The sequence below is a fragment of the Streptomyces kryoterrae genome (genome assembly GCF_054072135.1).
This window is the reverse complement of the sequence record NZ_CM133358.1, coordinates 4,192,623-4,208,654: the sequence shown is the minus strand read 5'-3', so window position 1 is coordinate 4,208,654 and position 16,032 is coordinate 4,192,623. Positions and strand designations below refer to the sequence as shown.

General features: G+C 71.9%; 13 protein-coding genes. 3 read left to right on the top strand and 10 right to left on the bottom strand.

The annotated features are described in order from the left end of the window. The first annotated feature begins 111 nt into the window (after positions 1-111). Positions 112-3,864 (top strand): nSTAND1 domain-containing NTPase, encoded by a 3,753-nt coding sequence (locus tag ACW4TU_RS17885; RefSeq protein WP_457428813.1) that lies wholly within the window; start codon positions 112-114, stop codon positions 3,862-3,864. Between the two features lie 141 nt (positions 3,865-4,005). Then, the gene (locus ACW4TU_RS17880) at positions 4,006-4,662 is read left to right on the top strand and encodes a hypothetical protein (protein WP_457428812.1); all 657 of its coding nucleotides are present in this window, start codon (positions 4,006-4,008) and stop codon (positions 4,660-4,662) included. A gap of 149 nt (positions 4,663-4,811) precedes the next feature. On the opposite strand, the gene ACW4TU_RS17875 is transcribed toward ACW4TU_RS17880, so the two are convergent. The 8 genes from ACW4TU_RS17875 to ACW4TU_RS17840 form a co-directional block, all read right to left on the bottom strand. Further along, positions 4,812-5,216, bottom strand: coding sequence for a RidA family protein (locus ACW4TU_RS17875; protein WP_457428811.1), 405 nt, complete (start codon positions 5,214-5,216; stop codon positions 4,812-4,814). 62 nt (positions 5,217-5,278) lie between these two features. Then, a complete protein-coding gene (locus ACW4TU_RS17870) occupies positions 5,279-6,748 on the bottom strand; it encodes a purple acid phosphatase family protein (protein ID WP_457428810.1) in 1,470 nt (489 codons plus the stop codon). 187 nt (positions 6,749-6,935) lie between these two features. Further along, positions 6,936-8,153: a serine hydrolase domain-containing protein gene (locus tag ACW4TU_RS17865; protein WP_457428809.1), complete on the bottom strand. Its 1,218-nt coding sequence runs from the start codon at positions 8,151-8,153 to the stop codon at positions 6,936-6,938. 64 nt (positions 8,154-8,217) lie between these two features. Continuing rightward, positions 8,218-8,622, bottom strand: coding sequence for an organic hydroperoxide resistance protein (locus tag ACW4TU_RS17860; RefSeq protein ID WP_189145691.1), 405 nt, complete (start codon positions 8,620-8,622; stop codon positions 8,218-8,220). Positions 8,623-8,844: 222 nt separating this feature from the next. Then, positions 8,845-9,351 (bottom strand): MarR family winged helix-turn-helix transcriptional regulator, encoded by a 507-nt coding sequence (locus ACW4TU_RS17855; RefSeq protein ID WP_457428808.1) that lies wholly within the window; start codon positions 9,349-9,351, stop codon positions 8,845-8,847. A gap of 25 nt (positions 9,352-9,376) precedes the next feature. Further along, positions 9,377-10,159, bottom strand: a complete 783-nt coding sequence (locus tag ACW4TU_RS17850) for an energy-coupling factor ABC transporter ATP-binding protein (RefSeq protein ID WP_457428807.1) — start codon at positions 10,157-10,159, stop codon at positions 9,377-9,379. Continuing rightward, the gene (cbiQ, locus tag ACW4TU_RS17845; protein ID WP_457428806.1) at positions 10,147-10,908 is read right to left on the bottom strand and encodes a cobalt ECF transporter T component CbiQ; all 762 of its coding nucleotides are present in this window, start codon (positions 10,906-10,908) and stop codon (positions 10,147-10,149) included. The genes ACW4TU_RS17850 and cbiQ overlap by 13 nt, the downstream gene beginning before the upstream one ends. Position 10,909: 1 nt before the next feature. Continuing rightward, the gene (locus ACW4TU_RS17840; protein ID WP_457428805.1) at positions 10,910-11,965 is read right to left on the bottom strand and encodes an energy-coupling factor ABC transporter permease; all 1,056 of its coding nucleotides are present in this window, start codon (positions 11,963-11,965) and stop codon (positions 10,910-10,912) included. A 149-nt stretch (positions 11,966-12,114) separates the two neighbouring features. Here ACW4TU_RS17840 and ACW4TU_RS17835 point away from each other — a divergent pair, with 149 nt between their 5' ends. Next, entirely contained in the window at positions 12,115-12,471 is a 357-nt protein-coding gene (locus ACW4TU_RS17835; protein ID WP_457428804.1) for an SsgA family sporulation/cell division regulator, read from the top strand. 135 nt (positions 12,472-12,606) lie between these two features. Here the strand turns inward: ACW4TU_RS17835 and ACW4TU_RS17830 are convergent, their stop codons facing one another. Together ACW4TU_RS17830 and ACW4TU_RS17825 are read right to left on the bottom strand one after the other, a co-directional pair. Beyond that, positions 12,607-14,295: a penicillin-binding transpeptidase domain-containing protein gene (locus ACW4TU_RS17830; RefSeq protein WP_457428803.1), complete on the bottom strand. Its 1,689-nt coding sequence runs from the start codon at positions 14,293-14,295 to the stop codon at positions 12,607-12,609. 96 nt (positions 14,296-14,391) lie between these two features. Then, complete coding sequence (locus ACW4TU_RS17825) at positions 14,392-16,032, bottom strand: penicillin-binding transpeptidase domain-containing protein (protein ID WP_457428802.1); 1,641 nt, start codon at positions 16,030-16,032, stop codon at positions 14,392-14,394.

The following is a 16,032-nucleotide window of genomic DNA, read 5'->3' as shown; positions in this document are numbered from 1 at the left end:
TCACACACCGCAACGCCTGCCTGTCACGCGTGGGCAACCGGGGCGTTACCGGACGGCTTGTATCTTCATCGCTCCCGATGTCACTTTCGTCAGCTGTGTGGAGGTACGCGCGTGGGCCGTCCGGAGAGACCGCTGGACCCGATCGCCGGTCCTGTGCCGCGCCTCGCGCACGAGCTGCGGAAGCTGCGCAGGAACGCGGGAACCCCCTCATATCGGGCGATGGCCGAGACCGCGGGCTTCTCCGGCACCACGTTGTCCCAGGCCGCCGCCGGCGAACGGCTGCCGTCCCTCGCCGTCGTCCAGGGGTATGTACGGGCCTGCGGCGGCGACCCGGCCGAGTGGGAGCTCAAGTGGAAGGAGGCCGAGGCGGAGGCGGCGGGGACGGCCCGCGAGGACGATGCGAACGCGACACCGCCGTACCGGGGTCTCGCCCGGTTCGAGCCGGCCGACCAGGGGCTGTTCTTCGGCCGGGACCGGCTGGCGCAGGAGCTGCTCCAGCTGGTGTGCGCGCACCGGTTCGCCGCGGTGATCGGCGCCTCCGGCAGCGGGAAGTCCTCGCTGCTGCGGGCCGGGCTGATCCCCCGGCTCCAGCGGGAGATCGCGGACCGGGGCCGCCCCGCAGCGCTGCGGGTGCTGACTCCCGGGGACCGGCCCGCCACCACGTACGCCCATCTGCTGGCCCCGGCGGCGGACGAGCCGGAGAGCTGGGTGGTGGTCGACCAGTTCGAGGAGGTCTTCACCCTGTGCCGGGACCGGACCGAACGGGCCCGGTTCATCGAGCTGCTGCTCGCCACCCGCGACCCCGGCAGCCGACTGCGGGTCCTCATCGCCGTACGGGCCGACTTCTACCCCCGCTGCGGCGAGCACCGGGAGCTGGCCGACGCGCTGAACGGCACCGGACTGCTGGTCGGCCCCATGACGGCGGACGAGCTGCGGGAGGCGGTCGTCAAGCCGGCGCAGGAGGCCGGGCTCCTGGTGGAACGTGAGCTGACCGCGCGGATCGTGGAGGAGGTCCTCGACGAGCCCGGCGGGCTGCCGATGCTCTCGCACGCGCTCCTCGAAACGTGGCGGCGCCGCAAGGGCCGGATGCTGACTCTGGGCGCGTACCAGGCGGCGGGCGGCGTGCACGGCGCCATCGCGGCGAGCGCCGAGGAGGCGTACGGGCAGCTGACCGCACCCCAGGCGGCGGCCGCCCGGCGGTTGCTGCTGCGGATGGTCGAGCCAGGTCAGGGCACCCCCGACACCCGGCGCCCACTGACCCGGACCGAGCGGGAGGAGTGGGCGTCCCCCGACGTGACGTCGGTGGTGGAGCGGCTGGCCCGCGCCCGGCTGCTGACCGTCGACGAGGAGGGCGCCCAGCTCGCCCACGAGGCGCTGATCAGATGCTGGCCGCGACTGCACGGCTGGATCGAGGAGGACCGCGAGCGGCTGCGCCACCACCGGCGGCTGACCGAGGCGGCCCGCGTCTGGCTGGAGCACGACCGCGACCCCGGCGCCCTGTACCGGGGCACCCGCCTGGCCCGCGCGGCGGAGCTGTTCGCCGATCACGAGGACGACCCTTCCCTGACCGTGCCGGAACGCGAGTTCCTCACCGCCGCGCTGGCGGCCCACGAGGCCGAATGCCGGGCCGCCGCCCGCTCGACGCGCCGGGCGCGGGCCGCGGTGGGCGTGCTGTCGGCCGTCCTCGCGGTGGCGCTGGTCGCGGGCCTGGTCGCCTGGACGCAGAGCCGGGACAACGAGCGTCGCCGCACCGAGGACGCGGCCCGCCGCATCGCCACCGTCGCCGACTCCCTGCGGACGACCGACCCGCGCACCGCGCAGTTGCTGGGCGTCGCCGCCTGGCGGGTGGCCGAGCTGCCGGAGACCCGGCGGGCCCTGCTGGGCTCCCTCGGCCAGCAGGAGCTGGACGCCTTCGGCGACCCGGCACCGGGCGACGGCCCCTCTCGCCACCTGATCGACTCCGGCCGTACGCTGCTCAGCGTCGAGGGCCGGGTGTGGCGGACCTGGGACGTGGCCCGGCACCGGCGGATCGCCGAGGGGCGGCTGCCGGAGCACGGCACCGTGCTCGAGGCGAGCCCGGACGGGCGGCTGCTGGCGTTCGCCGGGGACGACGGGGTACGGCTGTGGGACATGGTGGCCGAACGGTGGTTCGGTGACCGGCTGCCCGCGTTGGCCTACATCCGCTTCGCCGCACGCACGTACGTGGTGAGCAGCATGGACAACGCCCGGGTGGAGGTGCGTTCGGCCGCGGACGGGAAGCTGCTGTGGGAGACGGAGTCGGACGACACGGAGGCGGCGCCGAGCGCGGACGGCCGGATGGTCGCGGTCTGTCCCCGCGGAGGCGGCCCGGTACGGGTGCGGGACCTGCCGAAGGCGCGCACGGTGCACGGGAGCTGGGAAGACGCGGGCGACCTCTGCGGCCGGGAGTGGTCATGGCTGATGCTCGGCGGTGGGCAGCGGCTCGCCGCCGTGACCGCGAGCGGGGTGCGCCTGTGGGACGTCCGGTCGGGGAAGCAGCTGGCGGACCTCTCCGACCCGGGGGTGCAGTACGCCGCTCTCAGTGAGGACGGGACCTTCCTGGCGACCGCCGACGGTCAGGAGATCAGGGTGTGGCGGGTGGGCGTCGACGCCCCGGTGCTGCGGCACTCCCTCGACAACCAGCACCTGTACCGCGGTCTTGCCTGGGACCCCGCACGTCCGGTGCTGCGCTATCTGGAGGCCGGCACCGTCCACTCCCTGGACGTCGCGACGGTCGTGACATCCGCCTGGCAGGACCGGCCGGTGGACGACGTGCTGATCGCCCCGGACGGCCGTACCTTCGCCACCGCGCGACGCACCGGCGACACCTACCGCTTCGAGCTGCGCGACACGACCCCCGCCGGGCGGCTGCTGCGGACACTGCCGCCCACGCCGCTTCCCGTCTCCTCCGATCCCACCCAGCCGGTCGTCCCGGAGGACGTCTCCCCGCGCCTCGCGTTCGATCCCGAGGGCAAGGCGCTCGCCTACGCGGTCTCGGCAGACGGCAGGACGGCGTCCCCGCAGCGCCTCACGGTCTGGGACGTCACCGAGGGCCGGGTCCGCACGACGCTCGACCTGGCCACCCGCACGTCGGACGGAGCCGTGATCACCATGGCTCTCGGCCCGGACGCGCGCACCCTGCAGCTCGCCCGCGCATCGGCTGTCGGCGAGCTGACCAACGAGACCTGGGACCTCGTACACCACCGCCGGACCGCGGTGCTCCCGGCCCTGGCCAGCGGCCACCTGGCCGTCCGCCCCGACGACGGGCTCCTGGTCGGCGACAACCGAACGGTGGCCCTGCCCGGCGGCAGGGCCACCGCACGGAACCTGGTCCAGGGCGACGAGATCGGCGCTCTCGCCTTCGCTCCGGACGGTTCGCGGTTCGCGGCCGGGGACCAGACGGGCCGGGTGGCGCTGTGGGACGGAAAGTTCCGGCAACAGGAGGCAATCCTGCCGAACCGTTTCCCGGCGCTCGCGGAGGACCTGTCCGACGCGCTCACCGGCGACACCTCCGAGGCCGTCAGCGCCCTCGCCGTCAGCCCCGACGGCCGCACCCTGGCGGTGGGCGGCGAGGCGGGAAGCCTCCAGCTGTGGGACCTCGCCACCCAGCAGCCGCTCGGCGGCCCGCTGACGACGCGGGGCGAGGCGATCGACTCGGTGGCGTTCGCCGCGGACAGCGGCACGGTGTACGCGGGAAGCGTGCACGTACCCCTCCAGCGCTACACCATCGAGCCGTCGAAGGCGGTCGCGTCGGTGTGCGCGCGAGCGGGCGGCGCCGAGCTGACGCGGGCGCAGTGGCGGACGTACGTGCGTGACGTGCCGTATCGCCGGGTGTGCGGCGATTGATTGACCTGGTGGAAAGGGTGGCCGATCAACTCCCGGCCCCATGACGATCGACCCGTTGCCGCCCCGGCCCGACTCCCCCCTCGGCCGGGGCGGCGGCCCGGCCCGATCAACGGGCCGGGGAATCCGACGGGAGAACGACCCATGAAGATCCGGAAGACCGGCCGCCGCCGGATGGCCGTACTGACATCGGCCCTCGCCCTCGCGCTGATCCCCCTCTCCACGGGGACGGCCAACGCCAACAGCAGCCCCGGCTGGGGCGACGACAGGCCCGACGTGATCTGGGACTGCAACCACGGCAAAACCAGCCTGTGCCAGTACCACGAGGTCAACGCATGGACCCAGCTGGGCAAGCGGCGCCAGGTCGGCAACGCGGTCTACAACTGCGCGGGCACCAGAGACCTGGGCTTCGACATCGCCTTCCGGACCGACCGCAGCACCTCGTACTCCTTCCAGCAGGAGACGAAGGTGGAGGTCTCGGTCGGTTTCGAGGACAAACTCGAAGCGGGTATGTCCGTCAGTCAGTCGCAGACCGAGAAGTGGGAGGTCGGCAGGACGACCAGCGCGAGCACCACGCTCCGGGCCGCCATCCCGCCCCACATGGCGGGCGGGTACTGGTTCGCACCGTACTGGCGGAAGTCCGAGGGCTGGCTCGAGGTCCACTACGGCAAGCGCAAGCACGGCCACTACTTCTGGTACTACCCCGGCCAGGGCAGCACGGGCGTCCAGATCGCCACACCGGTGACGAACTCGGACGGTTCGATGAAGGGCAAGTGGTACTGGGCGACATGGAACTGCTGATCTCCGGCGCCTGAAAGGAGTCGGGCAACCACGTTCGGCACATGGTGTACATCCGCGAGCTGAACGCCTGTGCCTCTCCGTCGTACCGGCCGAGCCGGTCCCGGTGCTCCACCACCACCGTGGTGACATCGGGATCGGCCGATCGGGACCTAAGGGCGTACCGCCACCGCGTCCACCTCGAAGAGCATCCCCGGCAGGGCCAGCGAGGCGACACCGCTGAGTGTCTGCGCCGGGAGCCGCGTGCCGAAGCGGGCGTGCAGCGCCTTGCCGAGGGTTTCCAGCTTGTCCAGGTCGTGGCCGACGATGAACGTGCCGAGCCGCACGACGTGTTCGTAGCCGAGGCCGACTCCTTCGAGGGCCGAGCGCAGCCGGTCGAAGGCGAGGTCCACCTGGGCCGCGAAGTCGCCGGGGACGGGAGCGCCGGTGGCGTCGGAGGCGTACTGGCCGCCGATGTACACGGTTTCGCCGGGCGCCGACACCGCGTGGCTGTACCCGAAGGGTGTCGGGTCGTGCAGGGCGGGCGGATTGGTGATCGTGCGCTGGTCGGAGGTCATGTCGGGGCCAACGCCGGACGGGCACCCGCGATTCCGGCAGGCGCTCGCTCAGGGCGTCGGGGTCACGCCCGCAGGTAAGCACGTACGCCCGACAGGTCGTGGAGGCGCATGCTGTTGCGGTCGGTCACCGAGCGGCCGAGGGCGTGGTGGGGCCAGAGGCCGCCTGCCGTGAGGCGGCTGCGTTCGACCCAGGCGCGGGCCGGGACGCTGCTGTTCTTGTAGTAGTTGAGGGCGTAGCCGCCGGTGTGGACGCGCAGCAGGCAGAAGCCGCCCGGGTAGTCCTTGACCGCGCTGACCTCCTGCTGGGTGACGTGCGGCGCGCCCGTCAGGACCGTGCGCTTGTTGCGGTGGGTGTGGCCCGCGTGGTGGAGGAAGACGCCGGGGGAGGAGGCGTAGGCGTCGACGATCGAGCGGGCCTGGCCGCGGTCGAGGCGCTGACCTCGGCCCATGGGGAAGACCGAGTCCCTTGTGGTGAGCGGGTGATGGCCGAAGACGACCGTCGGCTGGTCCCGGTCACGCCTCAAGTCGGCCTGAAGCCAGGCAAGTTGCTCGGCGCTCAGCCCGCCCGCGTCGCCGCCGTTGCCGTCCTTCTCGTAGGTGTCCAGGCCGATCAGGCGCAGGCCGCCCAGGTCGCGCGCGAAGTAACCGAGGCCGTCGGGGCCGCCCAGGAATCCGTCGCGGAAGGAGTCGTCGGGGTGGCGGGGGCGGTCGTGGTTGCCCCGTACGACGAAGTAGTCCCGTCCGTGGGTGCCGAAACCGTCCAGGATGCGGCGGGCCTCGGCCAGGTCCCGGGGTGCGCCGGCCGCCGAGATGTCCCCGGCGGCCAGCAGGACGTCCGCCCCGCGCCGGTGGGCCTCCTCGACCATCGCCCGGCTCATGATCTCCGGGTACGGGTCGAGGCCGGGCCGCTGCGAGACCCCGCGCAGCATCGGCACGCCGGCCACCCGGCCCGCCGTGGTCTCGCCGAGGTGCAGATCGTTGCAGAGGGCGATGGAGAGGAGGTGGCGGCCGGGAGGCGGCTCTGGGGTCGTGAAGGAGTACGGGCCGCCGTGCGAGCCCAGGCCGTGCAGCGAGGTGCCGACCGCGTTGCCGCGCACCAGGTGCAGGGGGGTCGGTGTGGCCGCCCGGCCGCGCGAACGGGCCTGGTAGTAGTACGTCTGGCCCGGCTCCAGGTCCGTCAGCTCGACGTGGTGGTGGGCGGTCGGGTGGTCCTCCGACGCCGTGCGGTCGAGGTGGGCGGGGTGGGTGCCGTACACGACCTCGCCCTCGGTGACCGCGGGGACCAGGTGCCCGAAACCGTCGTCGGTGCCGGGCACGGCCGTGTACCAGGTGATGACGGCGCGGTCCTCGGTGAGCGTGACCAGCTCCAGGTGGAGGGCCGTCACGACGTCCGTGCGCGTGACGCGTTCCCGGCGCGCGGCGAGCGCGGACCGGAGTACGGCGGGCGTGAGCAGCGCGCCGGATCGGACGAGGTCGCGGGGGGCGGGGAACGCCGCCAGGGCGGCGAGGGGAGCGGAGAGACAGCAGCGCATGATCGGAACGTGCCCGTGGCCCGTTAACGGCTGCCGTGGGGGCGGAGGCGGCCGGAGGTATGGGGCACGACAACTCCTTGGCGTCGGTGCGGTCGGTGCGGGGGTTCTTGAAGCGTACGACTGGGGGCGGGCGCGCATCCCTCACCCGGGGCGATCGCGACGAACGTCACACAACGGACGCCGCGCCCTACAGCCCCGGCCCCATCACTCCCGGCACCGACCGCACCGCCCGTACCAACGCCTGCGCCCGTGCGTCCGCCGTCACGCTCTTGCGGAAGCCGTTCGTCACGTACCCGAACGCGATGCCCGAGTCGGGGTCGGCGAAGCCGAGCGCGCCGCCTCTGCCCGGGTGGCCGAAGGATCCGGGGGTCAGGAGCGGCGAGGCGCTGCCGTGGAGCATGTAGCCGAGGCCGAAGCGGGTGCCGATGACCAGGACGCGGTCCGGGCCCGCCGACTGTTCGCGCCGGGCCAGTTCGACCGTCGCCGGGGTGAACAGGCGGGTTCCGCCGTCGACCTGGCCGATCAGGGAGGCGTAGAAGCGGGCGAGTCCGTCGGCCGTGGCGATGCCGTTGGAGGCGGGGAGGGCGGCGGCCCGGTACGCGGGGTCGTTCTCGTCGGGCAGCGGGGTGATCGCGGCGAAGGCCCGGCTGGTGAGGGAGTCCGGGTCGGCGTAGGCGTCGGCGACGGACCGTTTGGGGCGTGTCCTGAGGCCCGGGCCCGCCGTCTCCGGGGTCTGGACCCGGCCCACCCGGCCCACGCGCCCCGCCTGGGCCTCCGGCAGCCCGATCCACAGGTCGAGGCCGGCCGGCCCGGCGATCTCCGTGGCGACCCAGTCACCGATCGGGCGCCCGCTGACCCGGCGTACCAGCTCGCCCGTCAGCCAGCTGTACGTCTGGGCGTGGTACCCGTGGTCCGTCCCCGGCTCCCAGGCCGGCGCCTGGGCGGCGACCGCCGCGGCGCCGAGTGCGGGGTCGGCCGCCTGCACCGGCGTGAGGGGCCGGTCGAGCACCGGGACGCCCGCACGGTGCGAGAGCAGGTGCCGTACGAGGGTGCGTTCCTTGCCCGCCGCCTTGAACTCCGGCCAGTACTCGCCCACGGGAGCGTCCAGGTCCAGCTCGCCGCGCTCGGCCAGCATCAGGAGTACGGCGGCGGCGACGCCCTTCGTCGCCGAGCGCACGATCTGCGCGGTGCCGTGTTCCCAGGGCGCCGACCCGGATCCGGCGTCCGCGTCCCCGTCGAAGTCCCGTACCCCGGCCCACAGGTCGACGACCCGGCGCCCGTCCCGGTACACGGTGACGGCGGCGCCGCGCTCGCCGCCGGTCGCGAAGTTCGCCGCGAACGCGTCCCGGACCGGCTCGAAGCCCTCCGCCACAGTGCCGTTCACGTCTACGTTCAAGTCCGCCATGTCCACGCGGGTGTAACGCGCCCCTACCCGCCTTCGATTCCTCGGCCCGGGAGGAACCGGAGGCTCAGCCCAGGATGATCGTCACATCGATGTTGTCGCGGGTGGCGTTGGAGTACGGGCAGACCATGTGCGCCGCGTCCACCAGTTTGGCCGCGATGTCCTGGTCGAGGATCGGCAGCGAGACGCTCAGGGCGACCGCGAGGCCGTAGCCGCGCTGCTTGTTGGGGCCGATGCCGACCTTCGCGGCGACCGTGGAACCGGTCAGGTCGTAGCCCTCGCGGCGGCCGACCAGGACCAGCGCGTTGTGGAAGCAGGAGCTGTAACCGGCCGCGAACAGCTGCTCCGGGTTGGTGCCGTTGCCGTCGCCGCCCAGCTGTGGCGGCATCGCCACCTTCAGTGCGAGCTGGCCGTCCTGGCTGGTGACATCGCCGTCCCGGCCGCCGTGGGCGGTGGCCTCGGCGACGTACATGATCTTCGTCGGGCGAGTGTCCGGACGAGTCTCGGTAAGGGCCTCGGTACCGGCCTCGGTACGGGCCTCGACGTCGATACCGGCGTCAGTCACGGCAGAACCTCCACCAAAGCGGACAACAGGAACATGTGTAGATACTGCGAATACCGCAACTACATCGTGCACAAGGTACCGGCTGGTAGGGATGTATTCGCCACCCGGGGGTGGGAACCCTGGGTAACCTCAGGTCAGTGGCTCACCCCAGCTCGAACGGGACCGTTCCGCCGCCCCCTGTGCCCGGTGCGCCAGCGCCCACAGCTCGCCCCGCAGCCGTGCGACCTCGCCCCCGCTCAGCTCCGTCGCCGCGAGCAGCGCGCCCGGTACGCGCGCCGCGCGCTCCCGGAGTTCCGCGCCCCGCCCGGTGACGCCGACGGACACCGACCGCTCGTCCAGCACCGACCGCTCCCGGCGGACGAGTCCCGCCGCCTCCAGCCGCTTGAGCAGCGGCGACACCGTGCCGTAGTCGAGGCACAGGGCGGTGCCCAGCTCCTTCACGGTCATCTCGCCGCGCTCCCAGAGGACCAGCAGCACGAGGTACTGCGGGTAGGTGAGGCCCAGCTCCTCCAGGAGCGGGCGGTAGGCGGCGGTCACCGCGCGCTGGGCCGCGTACAGCGCGAAGCACAACTGGTCGTCGAGGCGCGGCGACCCGGGATCGTATGCGTCGTTGTGCGCGTCCTCTTGTTCGATCACGCGCCCATTGTCCACGCGCCCGCCGTCAGGTGGTGCGGGTGGTGGAGACGGAGCGCGGGTCGAACCCGTAGGGCAGCTCCAGGCGGTGGGCGCGCATCAGGTCGTCGTCGGCCAGGAGGCCGCCGGTGCGTCCGTCGGCGGCGATGACGCCCTCGCTGAGGATCAGCGCACGCGGGCACAGCTCCAGGGCGTACGGCAGGTCGTGCGTGACCATGAGGACGGTGACGTCCAACGACCGCAGGATGTCGGCCAGTTCGCGGCGCGAGGCGGGGTCGAGGTTGGAGGACGGCTCGTCGAGGACGAGGATCTCGGGCTCCATGGCGAGCACTGTCGCCACCGCCACCCGGCGCCGCTGCCCGAAGGAGAGATGGTGCGGCGGGCGGCCGGCGAAGTCCGCCATGCCGACCAGGTCGAGGGCGGTGCGGACGCGCCGCTCCAGCTCCTCGCCCTTCATCCCCGCGGCTGCGGGCCCGAACGCGACGTCCTCGCGGACGGTCGGCATGAAGAGCTGGTCGTCGGGGTCCTGGAAGACGATTCCGACCTTGCGTCGGATCTCGGCCATGTGCCGCTTGCCGACGGGCATCCCGGCCACGGTGACCGTCCCCGCGCCGCCGGTGAGGATGCCGTTGAGGTGCAGCACGAGCGTCGTCTTGCCGGCCCCGTTGGGCCCGAGCAGCGCGACCCGCTCACCGCGCCCGACGGAGAAGTCGACGCCGAAGAGCGCCTGGTGGCCGTCGGGGTAGGCGTAGGCCAGCCCGGCCACTTCAAGTGAGGGTGAGAGTGCGGGTGTGGTTGTCACAGGGTCCATCCCAGCAGACAGACGGCGAGCGCGGCGACGGGCAGGGCGAAGGCGTACGACCACTGCGCCCGGGACGCGGTCACCTCGTCGATGACGGGCATGGAACCGGTGTACCCCCGGCTCACCATGGCCAGATGTACGCGTTCCCCCCGTTCGTACGACCGGATGAACAGCGCCCCGGCGGACTTCGCCAGCACCCCCCAGTGCCGGACTCCGCTCGCCTCGAAGCCTCGTGACTCCCGGGCGATCCGCATCCGCCTCATCTCGTCGGCGATGACATCGCCGTACCGGATCATGAACGAGGCGATCTGCACGAGCAGCGGCGGGAGCTTGAGGCGTTGCAGCCCGAGGAGGAGTTCGCGCAGTTCGGTGGTGGAGGCGAGGAGTACGGAGGTGGCGACGCCGAGGGTGCCCTTGGCGAGCACGTTCCAGGCGCCCCAGAGGCCGTTGATGCTGAGCGACATGCCCAGCACGTCCACCCGCTCGCCCTGTGCCACGAACGGCATGAGCACGGCGAAGGCGACGAAGGGGATCTCGATCAGCAACCGCTTGAGCAGGAACGCGGCGGGCACCTGGGCCGCTCGGGCCACCCCCGCCAGTAGTACGGCGTACACCGCGAAGGCCCACACCGCCTCCCGGGGCGTGGAGACGACCACGATCACGAAGGCGAAGGCGGCGGCGAGCTTGGTGTGCGGCGGCAGCGCGTGCACGGGGGAGTGCGCGTGCCGGTAGAGCCGGTGGGCGTGCCCGGCGCCCATGTCAGACGCTCACGTGGGGGGTGACGGCCGGGGTGTCCTCGTCGGTACGGCGCCTGCGTACCGCCCAGAAGACGCCGGTCCCGGCGACGATCGTGGCCCCGACGCCGATCACGCCGGCGAGGCCGCCGGAGAGCCGGCCGTCGGTGATGCCCTCGACGGAGTAGTCGGCGAGCGGGGAGTCGGCCACGGCGTGGCCCTCGGCCTTGGCGTCGATGCCCTTGTCGGCGGCGACCTTCTCCAGGCCGTCGGGGCTGGCGGAGGCGTAGAAGCTGACGCCGCCGGCGAGGACGAGGGAGGCGGCGAGGCTGGTGAGCCAGACGTTGCGCGTGCGGTGGGAGGGGGCGGGTTCCGGTTCGGGGTCGGGTGTCGCGTCCACCAGCTCGCCGCCGACCCGCAGCCGGAGCTTCTGGCGCAGGCCGCGGGCGCCGTACACGAGATCCGGCCGTACGGCGATGACGGCGCCGACCGTGAACGCGGTGATCGCGGCCTCGCCGAGTCCGATCAGCACGTGCACGCCGACCATGGCGGTGAGGACCCGGCCGATCGGGACGTCCGTCGTGCCGCCGACGGCGTAGACGAGCGTGAAGACGAGGGCGGCGGCCGGCACGGAGAGCGCGGCGGCGACGAAGGCGGCGACGGTGACCGAACGGCGCTTCCTGGGGAGCACCTTCACCAGTCCGCGGAAGACGGCGTAGGCGACGACGGTCGTCGTCACGGCCATGACCGTGATGTTCACGCCGAGCGCGGTGAGGCCGCCGTCCGCGAAGAGGATGCCCTGCATGAGCAGGACGACGGACACGCACAGCACCCCTGTGTAGGGGCCCACGAGTATCGCGGCCAGCGCGCCGCCGAGCAGATGTCCGCTGGTCCCGGCGGCGACCGGGAAGTTCAGCATCTGCACGGCGAAGATGAACGCGGCCACGAGACCGGCGAGTGGCGCGATCCGTTCGTCCAGTTCGCGCCGGGCGCCGCGCAGGCTCACGGCGACGGCGCCGGCGGCGACGACTCCGGCCGCTACGGAGACGGGGGCGTTGATGAATCCATCAGGCACATGCACCGTTCGATGATAGTGGCTTGTTGCGAATGTCTTGCAAGAGCGAGAAGAAAGCGAGTTGCTGCATATTTGGGAAAATATGCGACATTGGAGAGGAAGCGGAAGCGGATTCATAGCTTCTGCACAGGTCACGCAGCGTAAGGGGCCGTCCGATGTCCGTAGTCGAGCAGTACGCGCGAGCCCATATCGTCACGGGCACCCCGGACAACCACGACGACGACCGGGACGCGGTCCCCGTGGTCCTGCGCTACGACCCGGACGCCGATCCGCGCGCCGTCCGCATCGGTCTGCCCGGCCCGCACGAGTGGACGTTCTCGCGGTCCCTCCTGGAGGAGGGGCTGCGGGCACCGGTGGGGTCGGGGGAGGTGCGGGTGTGGCCGTGCGGGCGGGTGCAGGCGGTGGTCGAGTTCCACTCGGCGGGGGGTGTGTCGGTGGTGCAGTTCGAGACGAAGACGCTGACGAGGTTTTTGCGGCGTACGTATTCGGCGGGGGCGCGGGTGTCCAGCTGACGTAGGGCGCCCCGTCCCTGGGGGCTGCGCCCCCAGACCCCCCAACGGCCCTGAACGGGCCTCGTCCTCAAACGCCGGACGGGCTGAAATGCCCAGGCCTGCGCTGAACACATGCGGTGAACGGGCGGGTGGGAACTACCCCCCAGCCTTCAGCAGTGCCGCGACGATCGGGCCCGCCGTGCTTCCTCCGTGGCCGCCGGACACGACCACGCCCGCGCCCGCCAGGTCGCCCCGGTAGGCCGTGAACCAGCCGTTCGGCTTGTCCTGGCCGTCCACCTCGGCCGAGCCCGTCTTCGCTCCGTAGTCCGGGCCCAGGCCGGCCATCGCCTCCGCCGCCGTGCCGTACGCCGCCGTGTACTGCAGCAGTTCCCGCAGTTGTGACAGCGTCGACGACGACATCGTCCGGGACGCGGTGGCCAACGTACGGCCGTCCACGTCCGCCGAGACCAGATACGGCTGCCGGAACACCCCCGACTCCACCGTCGCGGCCACCGACGCCATGTTCAGCGGGTTCATCCGCACCCCGCCCTGTCCGATCAGCGACGCCGCCATCTGTGCCTGCGACTGCACCGGCACCGACCCGTCGAAGGTCGAGACGCCGATCGCCCAGTTGTTCATGCCGAGGCCGAACACCTGCTGCGCCTGCTTGGTCAGGCTGTCGTCGTCGAGTTCCTTCGCCTGGCTGATGAAGGCCGTGTTGCAGGACCGCGCGAAGCTCGCCTTGAACGTGCCGCCCTTGATCTCGAACTTGTCGTCGTTCTGGAACTTCCAGCCGCCGTACGTGGAGAACTTGGGGCACGGGTGCGGCTTGTCCGGCGACGCCAGCCCCTTCTCGATCAGCAGCGACGACGTGATGACCTTCATCGTCGAACCCGGCGCCAACGAGCCCTGGAACGCGGTGTTGAAGCCGTGCGACTGGTTCGCCACCGCCAGGATCTCGCCCGTCGACGGGCGCATCAGCACCACCGACGACTTCGCCTTCTTCGCGACCTGTGCCTCCGCCGCCGCCTGCAGGGCCGGGCTCAGCGTCGTCCTCACCGTGCCCGGCGTGCCCTTGCTCAGCTCCAGCAGCGTCTTGTCCGCCGACTTCGCCGCCTTGGACGCCTTGCCGCGCACGACCCGGAGCTCGATGCCCGCCTTGCCGCCGGCCTTCTTGCCGTACTTCTCCCTGAGGCTGTCCAGGACCGTGCCCAGCGACGGGTACCTGGCGACGGTCAGCTCACCGCCGTCCCGGTCGACGGCCTTGATCGGCGGGGTGCCGGACTCTCCGGTGAGGAGTTTGTCGCCGTCCGCCAGGTCGGGGTGGACGACCGCCGCGTGCCAGTCGACCAGCGGCTTTCCGTCGGACGTACGGCGGACCACGGTCAGGGCGCTCTCGTACGTCAGCGGCTTGCTCGTGCCGCCGTACGTCACCGTGCCCTTGACCGTGAAGGGGACCTTGGCGCCCGTCGCCGTGCCCGGTGTGATCGTCACGCCGGTGATGTGGGCGTCCTTGGTGTAGCCGGTGAGGAGGGTGGTGGCCGCTGACGTGGTGTCGTTCGTCGACGCCGCCGCGGCAGCGACCCCGCCCTTCTGCCAGGCCGTCAGGAACTGTGTGGCGACCGCCTTGACCTGGGTCGCGGACACCGGGCCGGTCGGTACCGACGGCTTACGGTCGGCCGAGGTCGCCGTCGAGGAGCCCTCCTCGGCCGCCGCTCCGCCGCCGTACAGCGCGTAGACGCCGAAACCGGCGCCGCCGACGACCAAGGCGATCATCCCGCCGATCACGGCGGGCCTGGCCTTGGGTGCACTCTGTCGCTCGGCGACGCGCCTTCTCTTGCCCACAGCTCTCGAACCTCCGCGAAATCCTCAGGGTCCCCGTTGCCCTCGTCCACCTCAACGACAACGACCACCCTAGAGGCCCGTGCTGTGCGGGTGAGTTCAGCCAGCTGTCCGTAGCACGGCTGCGACAATCGGCCCGGCCGCGTCGCCGCCGTGGCCGCCCTCCTGGGTCATGGCCGCCGCCGCGATGTCGCCCCGGAATCCGGTGAACCAGCTGTTGGACTTTGTCTGGCCGTCCACCTCGGCGGACCCCGTCTTCGCCCCGATGTCCCCGCTCAGCCCTGCCATGGCCTGCGTCGCGGTGCCCTGCGTCGCCGTCATCCGCATCATCTCCTTGAGCTGCGCGGACGTGCTCGACGGCAGGCCCTTCGCCTTCGCCAGCTCGCGGTTGTCCAGCTTCGGCGACACGAGGTACGGCTGCCGGAACTCGCCGGTGATCGCCGTCGCCGTCACCGACGCCATGTTCAGCGGGCTCATCTGGACCTGGCCCTGGCCGATCGCGTTGGCCGCGCGGTCCGGGCCGGGGGAGGCCGGGACGCTGCCGTCGAACGAGGCGATCCCGGTCTTCCAGTTGTCCTGCCCGAGCCCGAACCGCTCCTGGGCCTCGGTCGTCAGCGACTCGTCCGTGAGCGGGTTCGCCTTGGTGCCGTCGATCAGCTTGATGAAACCGGTGTTGCAGGAGCGCAGGAAGTCGTTGGCGAGGGTGGCGTTCTCGTTCGGTGCCATGCCCTTGAGGTTGCTGAAGGTCTGGCTCATCCAGACGGCGGTCTGCGTGCAGGGCGCCGGGCCGTTCATCGACGTGACGCCGTTGTCTATCAGCATCGCCGCCGTGACGATCTTCATCGTGGAGCCCGGCGCCAGCGTGCCCTCGAAGGCCGCGTTGAACTGGTCCCCGCGGTGGTTGGCGACCGCCAGCACCTCACCGGTGCTCGGCTGTACGGCGACCACGGACGACTCGGAGAACTTCAGCACCGCCTTCTCGGCGGCGTCCTGCGCGCTCGCGCTCAACGTCGTCTTCAGCTTGCCCGGGGTGCCCTCGGAGAGGGTCAGCAGAGAGGTGTCGGCCGTCTCGGCGTCGGCGTGCTGGATCATCAGTTCGATGCCGGGCGTGCCGCCCGCCTTGTCGCCGTAGCGGGCGCGCAGGGTGTCGAGGATCGGCCCGAGGGACGGGTACTTGTCCTTCGTCAGGACCTTGCCGTCCCGGTCCGTGGCCTCGATCGGCGCGCTCGTGGCCTGCTCGGTGATCAGGCGGTCCCCGGACACCTTGAGGCCGGGGTGCAGCACCGACGGCTTCCAGTCGACCAGCGCCCGCCCGGTCGTGGTACCCCGGACGATCGTCAGGCTGCTGGTGTAGGCGAGCGGCTTGCTCTTGCCCTGGTAGGACACCGTGGCCTTCACCGAGAACGGCACGGTGGCGCCGCTGGCTCCGGTGGCCGTCCCGGGAGTGATCTTCACGCCGGTGATGTGCGCTTTCGCGCTGTAGTCGCCGATCAGATTGGCCGCCGGTATGGCGTTGTCGGTGAGATCGGCGGCGGCCTGCGCCTGCCCCTTCTCCCAGGCCGCGAAGAACTTCTCGCTCGCCTCCGTGATCTCGTCCTTCGACGGCGGCCCGGTCTTCACGCTCTCCGCGCCGCTGTCCTCACTGAGCGCGGACACGATGTTGAACGCGCCGTACCCGGCCCCGCCGACCATCACCGTGAACACGGTCCCGATGATGGCGGCCTTCGCTCCCTTACGCAT

Excerpts from the sequence above, each read along its gene's own strand:
- cbiQ (WP_457428806.1), bottom strand. The coding sequence starts at position 10,908 with ATGGGCGCCGGGCACGCCCACCGGCTCTACCGGCACGCGCACTCCCCC.
- ACW4TU_RS17825 (WP_457428802.1), bottom strand. The coding sequence starts at position 16,032 with ATGCGTAAGGGAGCGAAGGCCGCCATCATCGGGACCGTGTTCACGGTG.
- ACW4TU_RS17865 (WP_457428809.1), bottom strand. The coding sequence starts at position 8,153 with ATGGCGGACTTGAACGTAGACGTGAACGGCACTGTGGCGGAGGGCTTC.
- ACW4TU_RS17880 (WP_457428812.1), top strand. The coding sequence starts at position 4,006 with ATGAAGATCCGGAAGACCGGCCGCCGCCGGATGGCCGTACTGACATCG.
- ACW4TU_RS17835 (WP_457428804.1), top strand. The coding sequence starts at position 12,115 with ATGTCCGTAGTCGAGCAGTACGCGCGAGCCCATATCGTCACGGGCACC.
- ACW4TU_RS17860 (WP_189145691.1), bottom strand. The coding sequence starts at position 8,622 with ATGTACGTCGCCGAGGCCACCGCCCACGGCGGCCGGGACGGCGATGTC.
- ACW4TU_RS17875 (WP_457428811.1), bottom strand. The coding sequence starts at position 5,216 with ATGACCTCCGACCAGCGCACGATCACCAATCCGCCCGCCCTGCACGAC.
- ACW4TU_RS17850 (WP_457428807.1), bottom strand. The coding sequence starts at position 10,159 with ATGGACCCTGTGACAACCACACCCGCACTCTCACCCTCACTTGAAGTG.
- ACW4TU_RS17870 (WP_457428810.1), bottom strand. The coding sequence starts at position 6,748 with ATGCGCTGCTGTCTCTCCGCTCCCCTCGCCGCCCTGGCGGCGTTCCCC.